The sequence below is a fragment of the Ruegeria sp. CL7 genome, from assembly GCF_056536445.1.
Window position 1 is genome coordinate 12,273 of the sequence record NZ_JBQFPQ010000010.1, and the last position, 15,372, is coordinate 27,644.

Below are 15,372 nucleotides of genomic sequence, written 5' to 3' on the forward strand. Positions count from 1 at the left end.
CCGCGATCAGAAACCGGCCTCGGCCCGGAGTTTCTGCATCAAGTCATGCAAAGACTTTTCGTACCGGTCCGAACGCAGCTTTCCCTGATCGTCGAATTCGTTCGAACTGTTCGCCAGATGGATTTCGGGCCCTTGCAGGATGCGCGGCTGAAATGGAACCATACAGGCCCGCAGGATCATCTGCGCCCGTTCCCCGCCTGCACGACCAGCGGCCGCCGACATTACCGCAACCGGTTTGTCGGCCCATGGATTGCCTTGCGTTCGGCTGACCCAGTCCAGCGCGTTTTTCAGAACGCCTGATGGACCCTTGTTGTACTCTGGTGTCGAAATGATCACCGCATCGGCCTGTGCGATCTGATTGGCCAGCGTATGAACCGCCTGGGGAATCCCTTCTTTGTCTTCCAGATCACCGTCGTAGAGGGGCAGGTTCAAATTCGCTTCGACAAAGCTTGCCGGATCGAACAACCGTGCCGCCTCGCGTAGAAGCTTACGGTTGGTCGCGTTCTGGCGCAGGGACCCGGACAGGCCAAGAAGGGTCGGTTGGGACATCGGGAAAGCTCCGTTTCTGTTTTTGGCGCAAGTTAGACCGAGATCACCCCGATCCAAACCCCATTTGACGCACAGTCATTGCGCAAACCGAGCCGCCCATTGGGCGGCCCCGCTGTTCGCGCCGCGCAGTGGTTACGCGTTCCCGCTGGGCACCACGACAATCTCGACACGCCGGTTTTGCGATTTTCCTTCCGGCGTCAGGTTGGACGCGACAGGGTTGTTTTCGCCCTGCCCGATCGTGCGAATACGGTTGTAGCTGACACCGTTGGCCTGAAGGATATCGGCCACGGCATTCGCGCGGCGCTCTGACAGGCCCTGATTGTAGGTTGCGTCGCCGTCGCTGTCAGTGTGCCCGATGATCTGCACGTTCGAATTCGGGTAGTTGACCAGATTCTGGCCCACTTTCACCAGATCAGACCGCAACGCCGGGCGCACAGTCGAACTGTCGGTGTCAAAGGTGATGTCATTCGGGACCGTCACAATCAGGCGATCGCCTGCGTTGACGATTGTAATTCCGTCATTTGCCAGTTGTTGGCGCAGCTCCGCAGCCTGCTTGTCCAGTTGATTGCCGATCACGCCGCCCCCGGCAGCACCGATTGCAGCACCGGCCAACGCGCCCAGACCGGGGTTCGAATTATTGGCAATTGCCCCGATTCCAGCGCCGACCAGCCCACCCAGAACGGCGCCCTGTTTGGCGTTCTGGTTCGGGTCGTCCTGTACTTTCAGCGTGCCCGGGTCGGTACAGGCCGCCAACACAAGGGCTGAACACAAACCTGTGGCCACGAAAAACTTGGAAATCGTCATGATATCACCTTCTGCTCCAGCACCCGTTATTCGGGCGTGCTTCGTTTTCCTCAGTATATCACTGTGCAGGCTTGGCGGCTCAAGCTACAATGCGGTGAAGTCGGCGAATACCCGCCAAACACGTATTCAAACCGCTTCAACGAACGTTTCTGCATTCTGCTGTTCCTGCCAGAGCTCGCGCAATGACCTGCTTTGTCCTGAAAAGCTATCTTCGGTGCATTCACTGGACCAGATACGGTCGGTGCGGAAATGGCGAAACCCGTTGCGCAATTCGCACCAGCCTGCCAACATCGTGCATTCGATGTGATAGATCAGCGCCACAGGGCGCACGACCCGAACCGTGCGTTCGCCTTCGCTATCTTCATAGGTGATACGGATTTTCCGCTCTGCCCTGATGGCTTCGCGGTAATGCGCGATCGAAACGCAACCCTTGTTTGGATCATCCGCCGGGGCACCCCATGGGGCAACCTGCAACCAATCCGCTGGGCAATGCAATGCGTCGATCTTCTGGCATATCCGGCTGGCGGCCCTTTGAAGGTGACTGTCGCCGGTACGCGCAAGAAGAGACAGGCCAACCCACAAGGCCTCAACTTCTTCTGCATCGAAATTGAGCGGCGGCAGATCATAGCCGCGCCGCATCACGTACCCGATACCGGCCTCACCTTCGATGGGCGTCCGTTGCGCCTGCAACTCGGCAATATCCCGATAAACCGTGCGCACGGACACCTCCAACCTTGCGGCCAGGGCCTCTGCCGTGACCGGAGCGCCCGCAGCCCGCAGGATCTGGATGATTTCAAACAATCGGGTCGAACGGCGCATTGCATCCTCCTGTCACCATGCTGACACCCTAGCACACCCCACTGACAAGAGGGTGTCAGGAGTGATGGGCCAGATTGAATTGGCATCGAAAGAAGGAGCACGAAAAATGCCATACCTCGACACCCATGTCATGATGACACTCAGGCTGGGGCAATGGTCTCAGGACCATACCCTGCGCGCCTTCGAGATCGAGCGCGAAATCGCCATGGCCCGGCAGTGCAAGCAGCCCGTATCAAAGAAACGATCCAGACGATTTTCGCTGGGAAATCTAAAGATGCTCTGGACCAGCACGGCCTGAGATCAGAACTCGGGCCGGGCCCGAAACTTCATCGAAACCCCACCTTCCGGGTGTTTCAGACGCAGTTCTTCCGAATGCAGCATCAATCTGGGGAAGTCCAACGCATCGCCCGCCGCATAGAATGGATCGCCCAGGATCGAGTGGCCCAGCGCCTGCATATGGACGCGAAGTTGATGAGACCGGCCCGTTTTGGGAAACAGACGCACACGCGTCGTATCGCCTTCGGTCTTCACGACACGCCAGTCCGTCACGGCAGGTTTGCCCGTCGCGTGGCAAACCATCTGTCTGGGTCGGTTGGGCCAGTCCACGATCAGAGGCAAGTCCACGGTGCCGGTCTTGGGTTCCAGCTGCCCCCAGACTCGGGCGATATAGGTTTTGCGGGTCTGACGCTGCTCGAATTGCATGCTCAGGTTGCGCTGTGCGTGCGGTGTTTGGGCAAAGACCATGACACCGGACGTGTCACGGTCCAGCCGGTGCACCAGCAGTGCTTGTGGAAATGCATCCTGCACCCGGGTCAACAGACAATCTGAAAGATGCGCGCCCCGCCCCGGAACCGAAAGCAGGCCCGAAGGTTTGTTCACCACGATCAGCTGTGCATCTTCATGCAACACATCCAGCGGGGTTTGAGGGGGATCATAGGTGTCGCTCATGCAGGGTGCCTATCCCAGCTCGTGACCTCCCGCAACGTCGTCCTTGCATGCCCGCCGATGTTCGGTGACCTTCTCTTCAAAAGCGGAGGAGATGCCATGCACCCGACAATTGAACGCATGCAAGAGGTTGTCGCAAAGGGCGATGAGACCTTGATCCATCAGCTCCTGGCCGAAGATGTGCAGTTCCTGCCGCCCACATACTACAGCACCTGGACAGGGCGCGCTCCGGTCGCTGCCGTTCTGGGGCATGTCGGGCAGGTGTTTTCAGATTTTCGTTATCGGCGCGTCATGGGCGACGGGAAAGACTGGGCATTGGAGTTTCAATGCAAAGTCGGTGATCTGGATGGTATCGGCGTGGATCTTGTTACGTTGAACGACGACGGGTTGATCCAGGTTTTCGAGGTCGTCATGCGCCCCTACAAAACGGTAGGTGCCTTGCGCGATGCCATGATGGCGCGGGTCATGACAGACGCTCGCTTTCTGGAATTCAAAAACGCGCTGAGCTGACAATGCCTCGTTCCCTAGCTGCCGATCAGATTTTGCGGGTTCCGTTGCTTCCGGTGCTTGCCACGCAGGGGCTATCGGTGCGAAGGAACGCGCAGTTGCTGCCGGAACCGACTGGCCCGCGCGAAGGCCGCACAGGGCGCGGGCCACGTCTGCGGCTTTTGATCACCGGTGACAGCTCGGCTGCCGGAGTGGGCGCAGGCACGCAAGATCAGGCGTTATCCGGTCATCTGGTCAACCGTCTGGCCGGCCACTATGCGGTCGAATGGCGGCTGGAAGCGACAACCGGGCACACCACCCAGGACACGATCGACCGCCTGTCGCAAATGGACGGCGAGTTCGATGCTGTCGTTACGGCACTCGGAGTCAATGATGTCACCCGTGCCGTAACACGCCAGCAATTTGCGCGCCGTCAGACCCGCCTTATCCGCTTGCTTTCAGAAAACCTGGGGGCTCGTCGCATCGTCGTAACCGCTGTCCCGCAGATGAACAGGTTTCCGGCCCTACCACAGCCGCTGGCCTGGGTGCTTGGATGCCAGGCCGCGCGCCTGGATCAGGGGTTGCAAGAGGTTGCGGCTGCATTTCCGCATGTTCAACATCTGCCACTCGACCTGCCGGACGACCCGGCATTGGCTGCACCGGATGGCTACCATCCCAGTCCCCGGGCGTATGCGCTCTGGGCGGATGCAGCCGCGCGTCTGTTGCTTCAGGCCTGACCGCGCGCCTGCCGGATCATAGGGATCGAGTAAACGACCAGAGCCGCCCAGATCAGTGGGAACGCGATCATCCGGCCCGTGTCTATCTTCTCGCCGAACAGGGTTATCGCTGTAATGAAGATCATGGTCGGCGCGATGTACTGCAGGATGCCCATCGTGGACAGACGCACCAGTTTGGCGCCATTTGCATAAACCAGCAATGGCACCGCCGTCACGACCCCTGCACAGGACAACAACAAGGTGTCCGACATCGCGACACCGAAATGACCAGTGCCCCGCACACCCAGAAACGTGACATAGACCAGCGCCGGGATCAAAAGGATCAGGACCTCAAGCAGGAAACCCTGGTTCGGCCCAATCGGCAGCGAGCGCTTGAAGAACGCGTAGAATCCCCAACTGATCATCAACCCAAGAGCCGCCCAAGGCAAACGACCGGCTTCCACCACAAGTACCACCACACCCAGCGCGGCCAATCCGACCGCGAACAGTTGTGTCCTTGTCAGGGGTTCTCTCAACAGGATTGCCCCCAGCGCGATACTGAATAGGGGGTTGATGTAATACCCCAACGCCGCATCCAGTGCGTTGCCCGTGGAAATGGCCCATACGTAAATCGCCCAGTTCACGGAAATAAGCGCAGCGGTCAAAGCGGCCATACCCAACATCTTCGGATTGCCAAGCGCGGCCTTCAGATCCCGGGTTCGGCCCAGGACAACCAGCAACAACCCGGCCACAGGCACTGACCAGATAACACGGTGCGCCACAACCTCGACCGCGCCCATATGATCCAGCGCTTTCATGTACAGAGGCAAGAACCCCCACAGGACATAGGCCGTGACTGCCAGCGCAAGCCCTTTTGGTGTGTCCGTGTTCTGTGAAGGTAGAAGCGTGTCTGCCACATCGGGTCTCCGGTTGATACCGGTTCGGTTTAAGGCAGAAATGAACGGGTTGAAAACTCTGAAAACAGTGAAGTGTCACATAACAATGTTTGATGAGTTGTCAGACCACGCTTTTCAGGTGAGGTCTGAAATGCGAGGCTCTGCCTCGCGCTCCGGGATATTTGTGGCCAGATGAACAAGGGACCGGCTCTTCATCTGGCCGAAAATATCCCGGGGGAGTCGCCGAAGGCGGCGGGGGCAGCGCCCCCACCAAAACCCGTGGTCACACCTTCACCCGTTCGGATTTCGGATCATACATCGGCTTGAGCGACGCTTCGGCTTTGACCTTTACGCCACACACATCGATCTCGTAGCTCGAGGCCAGCACGTCGGCAGCCTTTTCCCCCTCGCAAGGCACATAGCCCATGCCAATCGCGCCTCCCAGCGTGTGGCCATAGTTGCCCGAGCTGAGATAGCCCACATACTCGCCATCGCGGATGATCGGTTCATTGTGGAACAGCAGCGGCTCGGGATCGGTCAGGCGGAATTGCACCAGGCGCGATTTCGGCCCGCTTTCCTTGCGAGCGATCACCGCCTCGCGGCCGATGAAGTCGCAGCCCTTGTCCACCTTGACGGCAAAGCCCAGCCCGGCATCCACCACGTGATCTTCGCAGGTGATGTCATGGCCGAAATGGCGGAAACCCTTTTCGATCCGGCAGCTGTCCATCATGTGCATGCCGCAAAGCTTCAACCCCATGTCCTGCCCCGCCTCGTGCAGCGTTTCAAAGACGTGGCCCGCCATGTCGGACGAGACGTAGATCTCCCAACCCAGCTCGCCCACATAGGTGACGCGGTGGGCGCGGGCGAGGCCCATACCGATCTCGATCTCCTGCGCGGTGCCGAAGGGGTTTGCCGCGTTCGAGAAATCGTTGGGCGAAACCTTTTCCAGCAGGGCCCGCGTATTCGGACCCATCACCGCCAGAACGCCTTCACCCGCCGTGACATCGGTGATGACCACGTTGAAGTTCCCCGAATGACGCATCATCCACGTCTGGTCCGCCAGTCGCGTCGCCGCCGGAGTGACCACCAGATAGGCGGTCTCGGACAGGCGGGTCACGGTGACATCCGCCTCGATCCCGCCGGAACGGTTCAGAAACTGCGTGTAGACGATCTTGCCATTGGGCACCGCATAATCGCCGCCACCGATATAGTTCATGAACTTCTCGACATCGGGGCCTTCGACCCGGATCTTGCCGAAGGAGGACATGTCATACATGCCCACGTTCTCGCGCACCGCGCGGTGTTCGGCGGCCGAGTTCTCGAACCAGTTCTGACGCTTCCAGCTGTAGCTGTATTCGCGTTCCTGCCCTTCGTTGGCGAACCAGTTGGCGCGCTCCCACCCGGCCAGTTCGCCGAACACGGCACCGTGTTCATTCAGGTGGTGATGGAATGGCGTCCGGCGCACGCCCCGCGCCGTGGCTTTCTGGCGATAGGGATAGTGATCAGCGTAGAGCAATCCCAACGTTTCTTTTGAGCGTTCATAAAGGTATTTCTTATTGCCCTGAAACGGCTGCATCCGACCGATATCCACATCGCCCAGATCAAAGGGCTTTTCACCGGCATCCATCCACTCGGCCAGCGACATGCCCGCGCCACCGGCGGACTGGATACCGATCGAGTTGAACCCGGCGGCGACCCAGACATTGTCCATCTCGGGTGCCAGACCCAGGTGATAGGCGTCGTCGGGTGTGAAGCTTTCGGGGCCGTTGAAGAAGGTGTGAATACCCGCCTCGGACAGCATTGGCATCCGGTTGCACGCCGCTTCGAGGATCGGCTCGAAGTGGTCGAAATCCTCGGGCAGTTGGTCGAACTCGAAGCTGTCGGGAATACCGTTCATGGCCCAGGGTTTGGCATTGGGCTCGAATGCGCCCAACATCATTTTGCCCGCATCTTCCTTGTAGTAGGCGCATTCATCTGGCACCCGCAGAACCGGCATCTGGCTCAACCCTTCAATGGGTTCAGAGACGATGTAGAAATGCTCGCAGGCGTGCAGCGGCACATTCACGCCGGCCATCTTGCCTACCTCGCGCCCCCACATTCCCGCGCAATTGACAACCATATCACAGGCGATATGCCCTTGGGATTGCCCGTCATCACTGACCCAGTCGACACCGGTCGCGCGCCGTCCGTGCCGGGAAATCCCGGTCACCTTCACCCGTTCCTTGATCAACCCACCGCGTTGACGCGCACCCTTGGCCAACGCCAAGGCAATATTAGCAGGATCTGCCTGGCCATCGGTTGGCAACCAAACGCCACCTGCCACGCCGTCGAGGTTGATATGCTCATATCGCTCTTTGACTTCGGTCGGAGAAAGCTCTTCGACCGGCACGCCAAAGGCGCGGGCCATTGCCGCATTTCGGTGAAGCTCCTCCAACCGCTCACTGGTCAGGGCGACCGAAACGGACCCGACCTGACGTAGGCCGGTGGCGACACCGGTCTCTTCCTCAAGGCCCAGATAGAGCTCTGCGGAATAACGCGCCAGTTTGGTCATGTTGGAAGACGCGCGCAGTTGCCCGATCAGGCCCGCCGCGTGCCAGGTGGTGCCACTGGTCAGTTGCTTGCGTTCTAGCAGAACAACATCGGTCCAGCCCTTCTTGGTCAAATGATATGCAACCGAGCATCCGATGACGCCACCGCCGATGATGACCACTCGGGCCTTGCTGGGAAGATCAACCATCCTGAAATCTCCGCTGTGTCAGGTTTGGCATAGATTGCCATGAAAGATCGACGGCAAATGCATCAAAAGCGTCACAGAATCCGAAGTTTTCACCGATGTGATGCGGCTCGCTTTTGCCGGCGTACGACAAAGGGCGTGACCCCGAAGAAGCTTTTGTACACGGACGAAAACCCGTTCGGAAAACCACAGGCCAATCCAATTTCGCGTACGCTCATCGTGGTGTTCAGCAACAGGTTATTTGCCTTGGCTAGTCGCATTTCCCGGTAGAATCCGTTGGGAGTGGTTCCAAAAAAGGTTTTGAACTTGCGCTCGAGGGACCGGTTCGACAGGTGCAGCGATTCGACGATCTGATTGATAGGCAGGGGGTCTTCGATATTGGCCTGCATGAGCTTTATGCACTGATCCAGCTTCGAATCGCCGGTCGCCGTCAACTTGGCCCCCGAGAACGGTTGCATCGAAGCGAAATCGCGGATGTTCTCATGCAGCATGATGTCGGCCACGGTCATCTTCGCAGGCCCCGAGATATGGCGCCCGATCACCGCCAAGGCGATATCCGTTGTGGCCTCCATCCCGGCACATGTCACAACCGCGCCCTGTTCGGTTGCGATCGACAGTTTGGCTTCGAACCGGGCGCCGCGTTCCCGCAGGAACGATGCGTTTTCCCAATGGGTTGCCAAGTCGGCTGTTCCCTGCTCGTCGATATAGCGGCTGGCGGCTTCGGCCAGCAGGAACACCTTTGCGTCCCGGAAGGTATAGTCCGACACCACCCGCCCCAACGACAAATCCGGATGGTCCGGGTCTGAATTGCCGATTACGAACAGGTAATCCGCCCTTGGCTGTGGCAGCACTGCCTCTGTTTGAACCACGGCGTCACTGCTGCTGGCAATCGGGCCACCTTTGAGCGAGCGATAGGTGAAGGAGAACGGAGGGCTTGGGCATACGCGGTTGGCCAGCCTCAATACCTCTACCAACGACGCCAGCTCCAACAGCACGAAACCCGGCGCGACAAGGATGTCGAAATGCCGGATGGCCTGCTTTGGAGCGTCCGAAGTAGATTTTGCCGCCATTTTCTTCAAACGATGTTATGACCGGCGGCCCGCAACCGGTTCGCCAGTTCTTCGATATGATCCGGCCCGATTTCGCAGCACCCGCCAACAATCGTTGCCCCCTGATTGATCCACCGCATCACCTGATCCGCATAAGCCCTGGGGCCAAGGTCATGCCGTTCTTGCAGGGAATCCACGGTCGGCGCATCCTGAAGGAAATCATCCGTAATATGCGTGAAGCCATTGGCGTAGGCCCCGTAAGGCCGGTTCATGCCGGACAGAACCTCGAGCGCCGCCGGGATCGCCTCGGGGCGCGAACAGTTGATTAACACGGCATCGGGCGAAAACTCCTCCATCAACGGTGCAATGTCCGCCAACGGTTCGCCGGACCTGAGAAGGCTGCCATCGTCATCATTGACCGACAGGGACAGCCAAACCGGTTTTCCGCATCCGACCGTGCCACGCAATGCGCCCTCGGCCTCTTGCACCGAGGACACGGTTTCGATCAAAAACAGATCGACCCGTGCGGCCATCATGGCCACAAGTTCAGCGAACTTTTCAGCCGCATCCGCAGGGTCCGGGTTAAGGTCGGGGCGATATGAAGCGAGCAATGGCCCCAGTGCACCCGCAATCCGCCCCCCGGTTGCCGAGCGGGCACGTTCGGCCTGCGTCAAGGCAGTGTCGATCAGGGTGGGCATCTGATCCTCCATCCCCACCCGCACCAGGCGAGAGCGATGGACGGCATAAGTATTGGTTGTCGCGACCGTCGCACCCCGGCTGAAATAGTCGCGGTGCACTTCCGCAACCAAATCGGGGTGATCGATCATCACGCGCGTCGACCACAGCGGTGTCGCCCGGTCGCCACTGCGTTTTACCAGTTCCTGCCCGATAGAGCCGTCCAAAAGAGTGATATCCGCCATGTCATTACTCCTCAGGGCACCAATACCAGTTTTCCCGGAAGAGTCTTTGACTGAAAATCAGCCTGTGCAATACCAATATCCTTCAACGGATAGGTCCGGGAAACCAGTGGCTTGATCCGTCCGGTATTCACCAGTTCGACAAGACGGGCAAAGACTTCGGGCGCCTGGTGCGTGCACCCATGTATGGTGATGTCGCGCAGATATATGTCCCGCAGATCAGCTTCGACAATCGGGCCTGCTATTGCCCCCGAAACGGCATAGTGCCCGCCGGATTTCAGGGAAAGGATCAGCGACGGCCAGGCCGGGCCACCCACAACATCGATCACCACATCGAACTTATCCTGCGGCAGCGGGTCGTTCCGGTCAAACGTATTCTCGGCCCCCTGGGATTTCACGATCTCGGCTTTCGTGCCCGCTGTTACAGCCCAAACCGACGCCCCGCGCAGGGCGGCCAGTTGCACCGCCGCCAGCCCGACGCCGCCCGAGGCGCCGGTGATCAGCACATTGTGCCCGGCAGTCACGCCTGCGCGGGTCAGCAGGTTTTCCGCCGTCCCGAAGGCGCAAGGAATGGCGGCGATTTCCACGTCCGAAAGGGGCGAGGCGCTGACGTCATAGAGATCATCGGCTTCAACCAGACAATACTGGGCAAAGGCCCCATCGATTTCGGATCCAAGCGCAATGAAGCCCTGCGGGTTTCCCGGGCGCGGACGCGGCAGGTTTATCGGACAGGTCACGCGCTGCCCGGGTTTGAAGGCAACACCCGGCCCAACCTGTTCCACGATGCCACAAAGATCTCCGCCCTGAATGCGGGGAAAGTGCAATGCACCGCCCCAACCGCCCGCTTCGACCTTCTGATCAACGGCATCCGTCGCACCGGTGACGCCCGAGGAATACCAACCGACCCGTGTGTTGATATCCGTGTTGTTCACACCTGCGGCAGCGACCCGAACAAGAACTTGCCCTGCCCCGGGTTCAGGAGCCGGAATATCATCACGCCATTCCAGAACCTCGGGTCCACCGTGATCGGTCAGGTAAACGCCCGACATGGTATTGGGAATCGTCATCTCAGACCTCATCATCCGAATGTTTCGGACTGTGGCTCGTGATCCTCAGCCCACATCAACGCGATCCACATCAACAAGGAAACCAACCCCGCCTTCCGGACAACAGAATGTCCCGGCATGGCTGTCGTGGCGATGAAGGCCAAGTGCGAAGCTGGCCTTCACGTTGTCTTCCATCAGTGTGTAGGCTCCGCCCGTGTCCTGACCGGAAACTTTCACGAAGGTATGGTCGTTTTCCCAGTCATAGTTGGGACCTTCACCAGGTCCCATCTTGGAATATCGCGGGCGCATGGGGGCCTCCTGTTTGTCAGGCGCGCAGCCGCTCGTTTGCGGGATCCCACAGCGGCTGATCCTCCTGTACCACGGCGCGGCACTTCTGGCCGTAGATTTCAACCTCGAGCTCGGTACCGGGGTTTGCAAGTTCTGACTTGATCATGCCCAGCGCGATGGATTTGCCGACGCGGTAACCCCATGCGCCGGAAGTGGTCTCGCCCACGATCTGATCGCCCTGCCAGATGCACGACATGTAAGGCGCATCGCAATCACCTGCGTCGACAGTCAGGGTGACGAACGACTTTTTCACACCCTGCTGCTTTTCGTTCAGGATTGCAGCCTTTCCGGGGAAGTCCTGTGGCTTGTCCAGTTTGACAAACCGCTCCAAACCCGCTTCCAGCAGCGAGTAGTCGGTGCTCAGATCACCCTTCCATGCGCGATAGCCCTTTTCGATGCGCAGGCTGTTCAGTGCATACATGCCGAACGGCTTGGCCCCGGCGGCAAGGAACGCGTCATAGATCGCGGGCATGTGCTCGTTCAGCGCGTGCACCTCCCAGCCCAGTTCGCCAGCAAAGGACACGCGGATCAGGTGGGCGGGTTGCCCGGCCACGGTGGCGGCCTGATGGGTCAGCCAGCCCAACGAAAGGTCGGCATCGGTCAGACCCGACAGGATCTCGCGCGATTTCGGTCCGGTCACGATCAGGGTGTCGCGGGTGGTGGTCACGTCCTCGACCGTGACGCCCGCAGGCATCGCGTTCATCAGGATGTCGCGGTCGTGCCATTGCGCGGTGGCGGCGGTGATCATCACGAACTCATCCTCGCCCAGGCGCATGCAGGACATCTCGGTCAGGATGCGGCCGCGATCGTCGGCGATGTAGACCAGGTTGATCCGCCCCACCTTGGGCAGGCCGCCGGTGACCAGCCCGCGCAGCGCCTCGCCCGCGCCTTCGCCTTTGACGACGAAGCGCGAGAAACCCGGCAGGTCGAGCACGCCGCAATGGTCGCGCACAGCTTCGCATTCTTCCTTGATCCGTTGCTCCCACGGGCCCGAGCGGCCCCAGGTGTGGGTGCTTTCCTCGGAGGTATCGTCCCCCGGCTGCGCAAACCAGTTGGCGCGCTCCCAGCCATTATAGGCCCCCATAACGCCACCCAGTTCCTTGACCTTGGCATGTACCGGCGACAGCTTCTTGTCGCGTGCGGCGGGCCATTCGTGATAGGGGAAGTGCATGGCGTATTCGTTGCCATAGACCTCCATACCCTTTTGGTTGCAGTGGTCCTGATCGGTGTAGTCGGTATAGCGGCGCGGATCGACGGCCCACATATCCCATTCGGTGGCGCCATCCACGATCCATTCGGCCAGTACCTTGCCCGCGCCGCCGCCCTGGGCGATGCCGAAGGTGAAGGTATGCGCCTCAAACGCGTTCTTGACGCCGGGCATCGGGCCGATCAGCGGCAGGCCATCGGGCGCATATGGGATCGGCCCGTTGATCACGCGCCCCACGCCCGAGGTCGCCATCAGCGGCACCCGCTCCATCGCATCGGCGACAATGTCCTCGATCCGGTCCAGATCGTCGTTCCACAGCTGGAACGAGAAATCTTCGGGCATCTGGTCGTCCTCGGTCATCCAGTGCCCCTTGCAGTTGGGCTCGTAGGGGCCGAGGTTGAAGCCGTTCTTCTCCTGCCGCAGGTAGTAGGAGATATCCACGTCGCGCAACAGCGGCAGCTTGCCGCCGCTTTCCTTCGACCAGGCCTCGATTTCGGGGATTTCCTCGGTCAGCAGGTACTGGTGGCTCATGACCATCGCGGGTACGGTGCGACCGCCATAGGGCTTGAACCATTCACCCACACGCTGGGCATAGTAGCCCGCGGCGTTGACGACATAGTCGCAGCCTATATCGCCCTTTTCGGTATGAACGGTCCAGGTGCCGTCGCCATGCTGGGTGACGCCAGTTGCCGGACAGAAGCGGATGATCTTCTGGCCCATGTCACGCGCGCCCTTGGCCAGCGCCTGCGTCAGTTGTGCCGGGTCGATGTCACCGTCGGTCGGGTCATACAGAACACCCTCAAGATCATGAGTTTCCAGGAAAGGGTAGCGTTCCTTGGCCTGCTCCGGCGTCCACATCTCCATCGGAATTCCCTGATAGCGGCCCATCGACATGGCCCGCTGGAACTCCTGCATCCGTTCCTTGCTGTGCGCCAGACGGATCGACCCCGAAACATGGTAGTTCATCGGATAGTCGACCTCTTCGCCCAGACGCGAATACAGTTCGGTCGAATAGCGCTGCATGTTCATGATCGCCCACGAGGTCGAGAAGGTCGGAACGTTACCGGCCGCGTGCCAGGTCGAGCCTGCGGTCAGTTCGTTCTTTTCCAGCAGAACGCAGTCGGTCCAGCCTTTCTTGGCCAGATGATACAGCGAGGAAGCCCCCACCACACCGCCACCGATAATGACCACGCGTGCTTTTGTCGGAAAATCACTCATGAGTTTTGGTCCCTGTTACTGTGCCCGTTGGGGCAGATCGTCCGTGATGTCGTAATAGTCGCCCTTGTCAGCCACAAAGATGTGCCTCGAGAGCTTTTGGCCCGTGGGCGCATCGAACGCGCCCATGGCAATCGAAATCGTGTCCTCTTCGGTATGTTGCCAGAAGAGGAATGAACCGCATTTGCTGCAAAACCCGCGCCGTGCGATGTCTGATGCACGGAACCACTTCAGCGTGTCGCGGGCCGAGAAACTCAGGTTGTCCTGATGGGTCGTGGTCGAGGCCCAGACGTGGCCGGATTGCTTTCGGCACTGCCCGCAATGGCAGACCGAAGGCGGTGAAAGGTCTCCGTCGATGGTGAATGCAACTGAACCGCAAAGGCAGGACCCTCTGTACATAAGATTACCCCCTTGCCGCAGGCGCGGTGCTGATTCCCAACAACACGCCGTAGATTATGAAACAGGCCGCCATCACCCGGCGCACCCAGATGTTGAATACTGCGCCTAGTGCCGCCTTGCCCATCAAAGCGCCCAACACGGTAAAACCGGTATAGCTGAGCGTTGTGATTAATAGTGCGGTTGGCATAATCACGACCATCTGCTGCCAGATCGGCACGTCCGGCTGCACGAATTGCGAAAACGCGGCCAGATAGCCCGCGACGCTTTTTGGGTTGATCGTGGCCACTGCCAGCGCGTGCAGATAAACGTGCCGGGCCGGGCGTTCCGAGACCGGAGCGGGCTTGCCGGCATTCATCCATCCCCGCAGGCCCAACCAGATCAGAAAGCCCGCACCGACCAACTTGGCCACGAAAAACCCGGTCGGAGAAGCCGCAATCAGGGCTGTGACGCCCAGCGCGGATAGGATCAAAAACATGCTAGCCTGCGTCAGTATGGCCAATACACCCATCATGGCCTTTGGAAACGGCAGGCTCATCCCGTTCGAGATGCAGTTGACCGCGTTAGGCCCCGGTGTGGTGACGAATACCACCCAGAACAGCGCGAAAATGGACCACGCCTCGAATGACATCAGTACACCGGCGGAGCAATGACCCAGATGGCCACTGCAGGCTCTTCATAGGGGTTGGCCCATTGATAAGGTTCATGTTTGATCCGAAAACTGTCGCCCGGCCCCACCAGGAATTCACGCGACCCGATCGTCAGATTCAATCGACCTGAAATCATATAGCCCACTTCCTGAGTCGGGCGGTTGGCCGGTGTCTGCATCCGTGAATTTGGCTCGAAAGTGGAATGCACCATTTCGAAATCATCAGTCAGATCCGGCGACAGCAACTCTTCGATCAGCCCTTCTTCGCCCGACCCCATCGGGCGACGCGACCCGGCGCGCACAACGTAGCCCAATTCGTTCGCAGGGGCGGCTGAATGCGCAAACAGCATCGACATTGGCACGCCGAGGCATTCGGCAATCTGGCGCAGGTCCGAGATTGAAGGCTCGGACAAATCGCGCTCGACCTGGCTCAACCAACCGACAGAGCGATCCAGCCGAGTTGCGATCTCGGTCAGGGTCAACCCTCGGGCCTTGCGCAAGGCCCTCAGGTCAGCACCAAGGGTCGCGCTTTGGGGGGCTTGGCTGTTCACAGGCCGCTCCGAATCTTGTGAAATTCTTCCTTCGTTTTTCACGAT

At 59.6% G+C, this 15,372-nt stretch carries 17 protein-coding genes; 3 read left to right on the forward strand and 14 right to left on the reverse strand.

The genetic code is table 11. From position 1 onward, the window contains the following. Positions 1–6 precede the first annotated feature (6 nt). The 3 genes from ACR0LI_RS18290 to ACR0LI_RS18300 form a co-directional block, all read right to left on the reverse strand. Positions 7–549 carry an NADPH-dependent FMN reductase gene (locus tag ACR0LI_RS18290; protein WP_480718986.1) on the reverse strand — a complete coding sequence of 181 codons (543 nt, stop codon included), beginning with the start codon at positions 547–549 and terminating at the stop codon, positions 7–9. A 132-nt stretch (positions 550–681) separates the two neighbouring features. Next, the gene (locus ACR0LI_RS18295; protein ID WP_171230628.1) at positions 682–1,353 is read right to left on the reverse strand and encodes a YiaD family glycine zipper/OmpA-like lipoprotein; all 672 of its coding nucleotides are present in this window, start codon (positions 1,351–1,353) and stop codon (positions 682–684) included. A 126-nt stretch (positions 1,354–1,479) separates the two neighbouring features. Continuing rightward, positions 1,480–2,172, reverse strand: coding sequence for a helix-turn-helix transcriptional regulator (locus ACR0LI_RS18300; RefSeq protein ID WP_171637703.1), 693 nt, complete (start codon positions 2,170–2,172; stop codon positions 1,480–1,482). Positions 2,173–2,278: 106 nt separating this feature from the next. On the opposite strand from ACR0LI_RS18300, the gene ACR0LI_RS18305 reads away from it, so the two are divergent. Beyond that, positions 2,279–2,470: a hypothetical protein gene (locus ACR0LI_RS18305; protein ID WP_170345624.1), complete on the forward strand. Its 192-nt coding sequence runs from the start codon at positions 2,279–2,281 to the stop codon at positions 2,468–2,470. 2 nt (positions 2,471–2,472) lie between these two features. Here ACR0LI_RS18305 and ACR0LI_RS18310 read toward each other — a convergent pair whose 3' ends face one another. Continuing rightward, a complete protein-coding gene (locus ACR0LI_RS18310) occupies positions 2,473–3,120 on the reverse strand; it encodes an RluA family pseudouridine synthase (RefSeq protein WP_480718987.1) in 648 nt (215 codons plus the stop codon). Between the two features lie 96 nt (positions 3,121–3,216). Between ACR0LI_RS18310 and ACR0LI_RS18315 the strand changes: the two genes are divergently transcribed. After that, complete coding sequence (locus ACR0LI_RS18315; RefSeq protein WP_171637706.1) at positions 3,217–3,627, forward strand: nuclear transport factor 2 family protein; 411 nt, start codon at positions 3,217–3,219, stop codon at positions 3,625–3,627. 2 nt (positions 3,628–3,629) lie between these two features. Further along, positions 3,630–4,340, forward strand: coding sequence for an SGNH/GDSL hydrolase family protein (locus tag ACR0LI_RS18320; RefSeq protein ID WP_480492407.1), 711 nt, complete (start codon positions 3,630–3,632; stop codon positions 4,338–4,340). Here ACR0LI_RS18320 and rarD read toward each other — a convergent pair. From rarD to ACR0LI_RS18370, 10 genes are all read right to left on the reverse strand, one after another. Continuing rightward, a complete protein-coding gene (rarD, locus tag ACR0LI_RS18325; RefSeq protein ID WP_171119891.1) occupies positions 4,331–5,236 on the reverse strand; it encodes an EamA family transporter RarD in 906 nt (301 codons plus the stop codon). The genes ACR0LI_RS18320 and rarD overlap by 10 nt on opposite strands. Positions 5,237–5,498: 262 nt before the next feature. Further along, a complete protein-coding gene (locus tag ACR0LI_RS18330) occupies positions 5,499–7,952 on the reverse strand; it encodes a GcvT family protein (protein ID WP_480718988.1) in 2,454 nt (817 codons plus the stop codon). Between the two features lie 89 nt (positions 7,953–8,041). Continuing rightward, positions 8,042–9,019 (reverse strand): GlxA family transcriptional regulator, encoded by a 978-nt coding sequence (locus tag ACR0LI_RS18335; protein ID WP_171637714.1) that lies wholly within the window; start codon positions 9,017–9,019, stop codon positions 8,042–8,044. A 5-nt stretch (positions 9,020–9,024) separates the two neighbouring features. After that, positions 9,025–9,918, reverse strand: coding sequence for a homocysteine S-methyltransferase family protein (locus tag ACR0LI_RS18340; protein WP_171724929.1), 894 nt, complete (start codon positions 9,916–9,918; stop codon positions 9,025–9,027). An 11-nt stretch (positions 9,919–9,929) separates the two neighbouring features. Then, complete coding sequence (locus ACR0LI_RS18345; protein ID WP_216600251.1) at positions 9,930–10,982, reverse strand: alcohol dehydrogenase family protein; 1,053 nt, start codon at positions 10,980–10,982, stop codon at positions 9,930–9,932. A gap of 45 nt (positions 10,983–11,027) precedes the next feature. Further along, entirely contained in the window at positions 11,028–11,270 is a 243-nt protein-coding gene (locus ACR0LI_RS18350; protein ID WP_171637719.1) for a cupin domain-containing protein, read from the reverse strand. Positions 11,271–11,286: 16 nt separating this feature from the next. Next, on the reverse strand, positions 11,287–13,734 hold the full coding sequence (locus ACR0LI_RS18355) for a GcvT family protein (protein WP_480718989.1): 2,448 nt from the start codon (positions 13,732–13,734) through the stop codon (positions 11,287–11,289). A 15-nt stretch (positions 13,735–13,749) separates the two neighbouring features. Next, positions 13,750–14,130, reverse strand: coding sequence for a GFA family protein (locus tag ACR0LI_RS18360; protein ID WP_171637723.1), 381 nt, complete (start codon positions 14,128–14,130; stop codon positions 13,750–13,752). A gap of 4 nt (positions 14,131–14,134) precedes the next feature. Continuing rightward, on the reverse strand, positions 14,135–14,758 hold the full coding sequence (locus ACR0LI_RS18365; protein ID WP_480492413.1) for a LysE family translocator: 624 nt from the start codon (positions 14,756–14,758) through the stop codon (positions 14,135–14,137). Then, entirely contained in the window at positions 14,758–15,327 is a 570-nt protein-coding gene (locus tag ACR0LI_RS18370) for a helix-turn-helix domain-containing protein (protein WP_171331727.1), read from the reverse strand. Before ACR0LI_RS18370 ends, ACR0LI_RS18365 begins: the two co-directional genes overlap by 1 nt. Positions 15,328–15,372 lie beyond the last annotated feature (45 nt).

Coding starts and splice junctions, on each gene's coding strand:
- ACR0LI_RS18300 (WP_171637703.1), bottom strand. CDS start 2,172: ATGCGCCGTTCGACCCGATTGTTTGAAATCATCCAGATCCTGCGGGCT.
- ACR0LI_RS18350 (WP_171637719.1), bottom strand. CDS start 11,270: ATGCGCCCGCGATATTCCAAGATGGGACCTGGTGAAGGTCCCAACTAT.
- ACR0LI_RS18295 (WP_171230628.1), bottom strand. CDS start 1,353: ATGACGATTTCCAAGTTTTTCGTGGCCACAGGTTTGTGTTCAGCCCTT.
- ACR0LI_RS18310 (WP_480718987.1), bottom strand. CDS start 3,120: ATGAGCGACACCTATGATCCCCCTCAAACCCCGCTGGATGTGTTGCAT.
- ACR0LI_RS18335 (WP_171637714.1), bottom strand. CDS start 9,019: ATGGCGGCAAAATCTACTTCGGACGCTCCAAAGCAGGCCATCCGGCAT.
- ACR0LI_RS18340 (WP_171724929.1), bottom strand. CDS start 9,918: ATGGCGGATATCACTCTTTTGGACGGCTCTATCGGGCAGGAACTGGTA.
- ACR0LI_RS18345 (WP_216600251.1), bottom strand. CDS start 10,982: ATGACGATTCCCAATACCATGTCGGGCGTTTACCTGACCGATCACGGT.
- ACR0LI_RS18320 (WP_480492407.1), top strand. CDS start 3,630: ATGCCTCGTTCCCTAGCTGCCGATCAGATTTTGCGGGTTCCGTTGCTT.
- ACR0LI_RS18305 (WP_170345624.1), top strand. CDS start 2,279: ATGCCATACCTCGACACCCATGTCATGATGACACTCAGGCTGGGGCAA.
- ACR0LI_RS18330 (WP_480718988.1), bottom strand. CDS start 7,952: ATGGTTGATCTTCCCAGCAAGGCCCGAGTGGTCATCATCGGCGGTGGC.
- ACR0LI_RS18315 (WP_171637706.1), top strand. CDS start 3,217: ATGCACCCGACAATTGAACGCATGCAAGAGGTTGTCGCAAAGGGCGAT.
- ACR0LI_RS18290 (WP_480718986.1), bottom strand. CDS start 549: ATGTCCCAACCGACCCTTCTTGGCCTGTCCGGGTCCCTGCGCCAGAAC.
- ACR0LI_RS18360 (WP_171637723.1), bottom strand. CDS start 14,130: ATGTACAGAGGGTCCTGCCTTTGCGGTTCAGTTGCATTCACCATCGAC.
- ACR0LI_RS18355 (WP_480718989.1), bottom strand. CDS start 13,734: ATGAGTGATTTTCCGACAAAAGCACGCGTGGTCATTATCGGTGGCGGT.
- ACR0LI_RS18365 (WP_480492413.1), bottom strand. CDS start 14,758: ATGTCATTCGAGGCGTGGTCCATTTTCGCGCTGTTCTGGGTGGTATTC.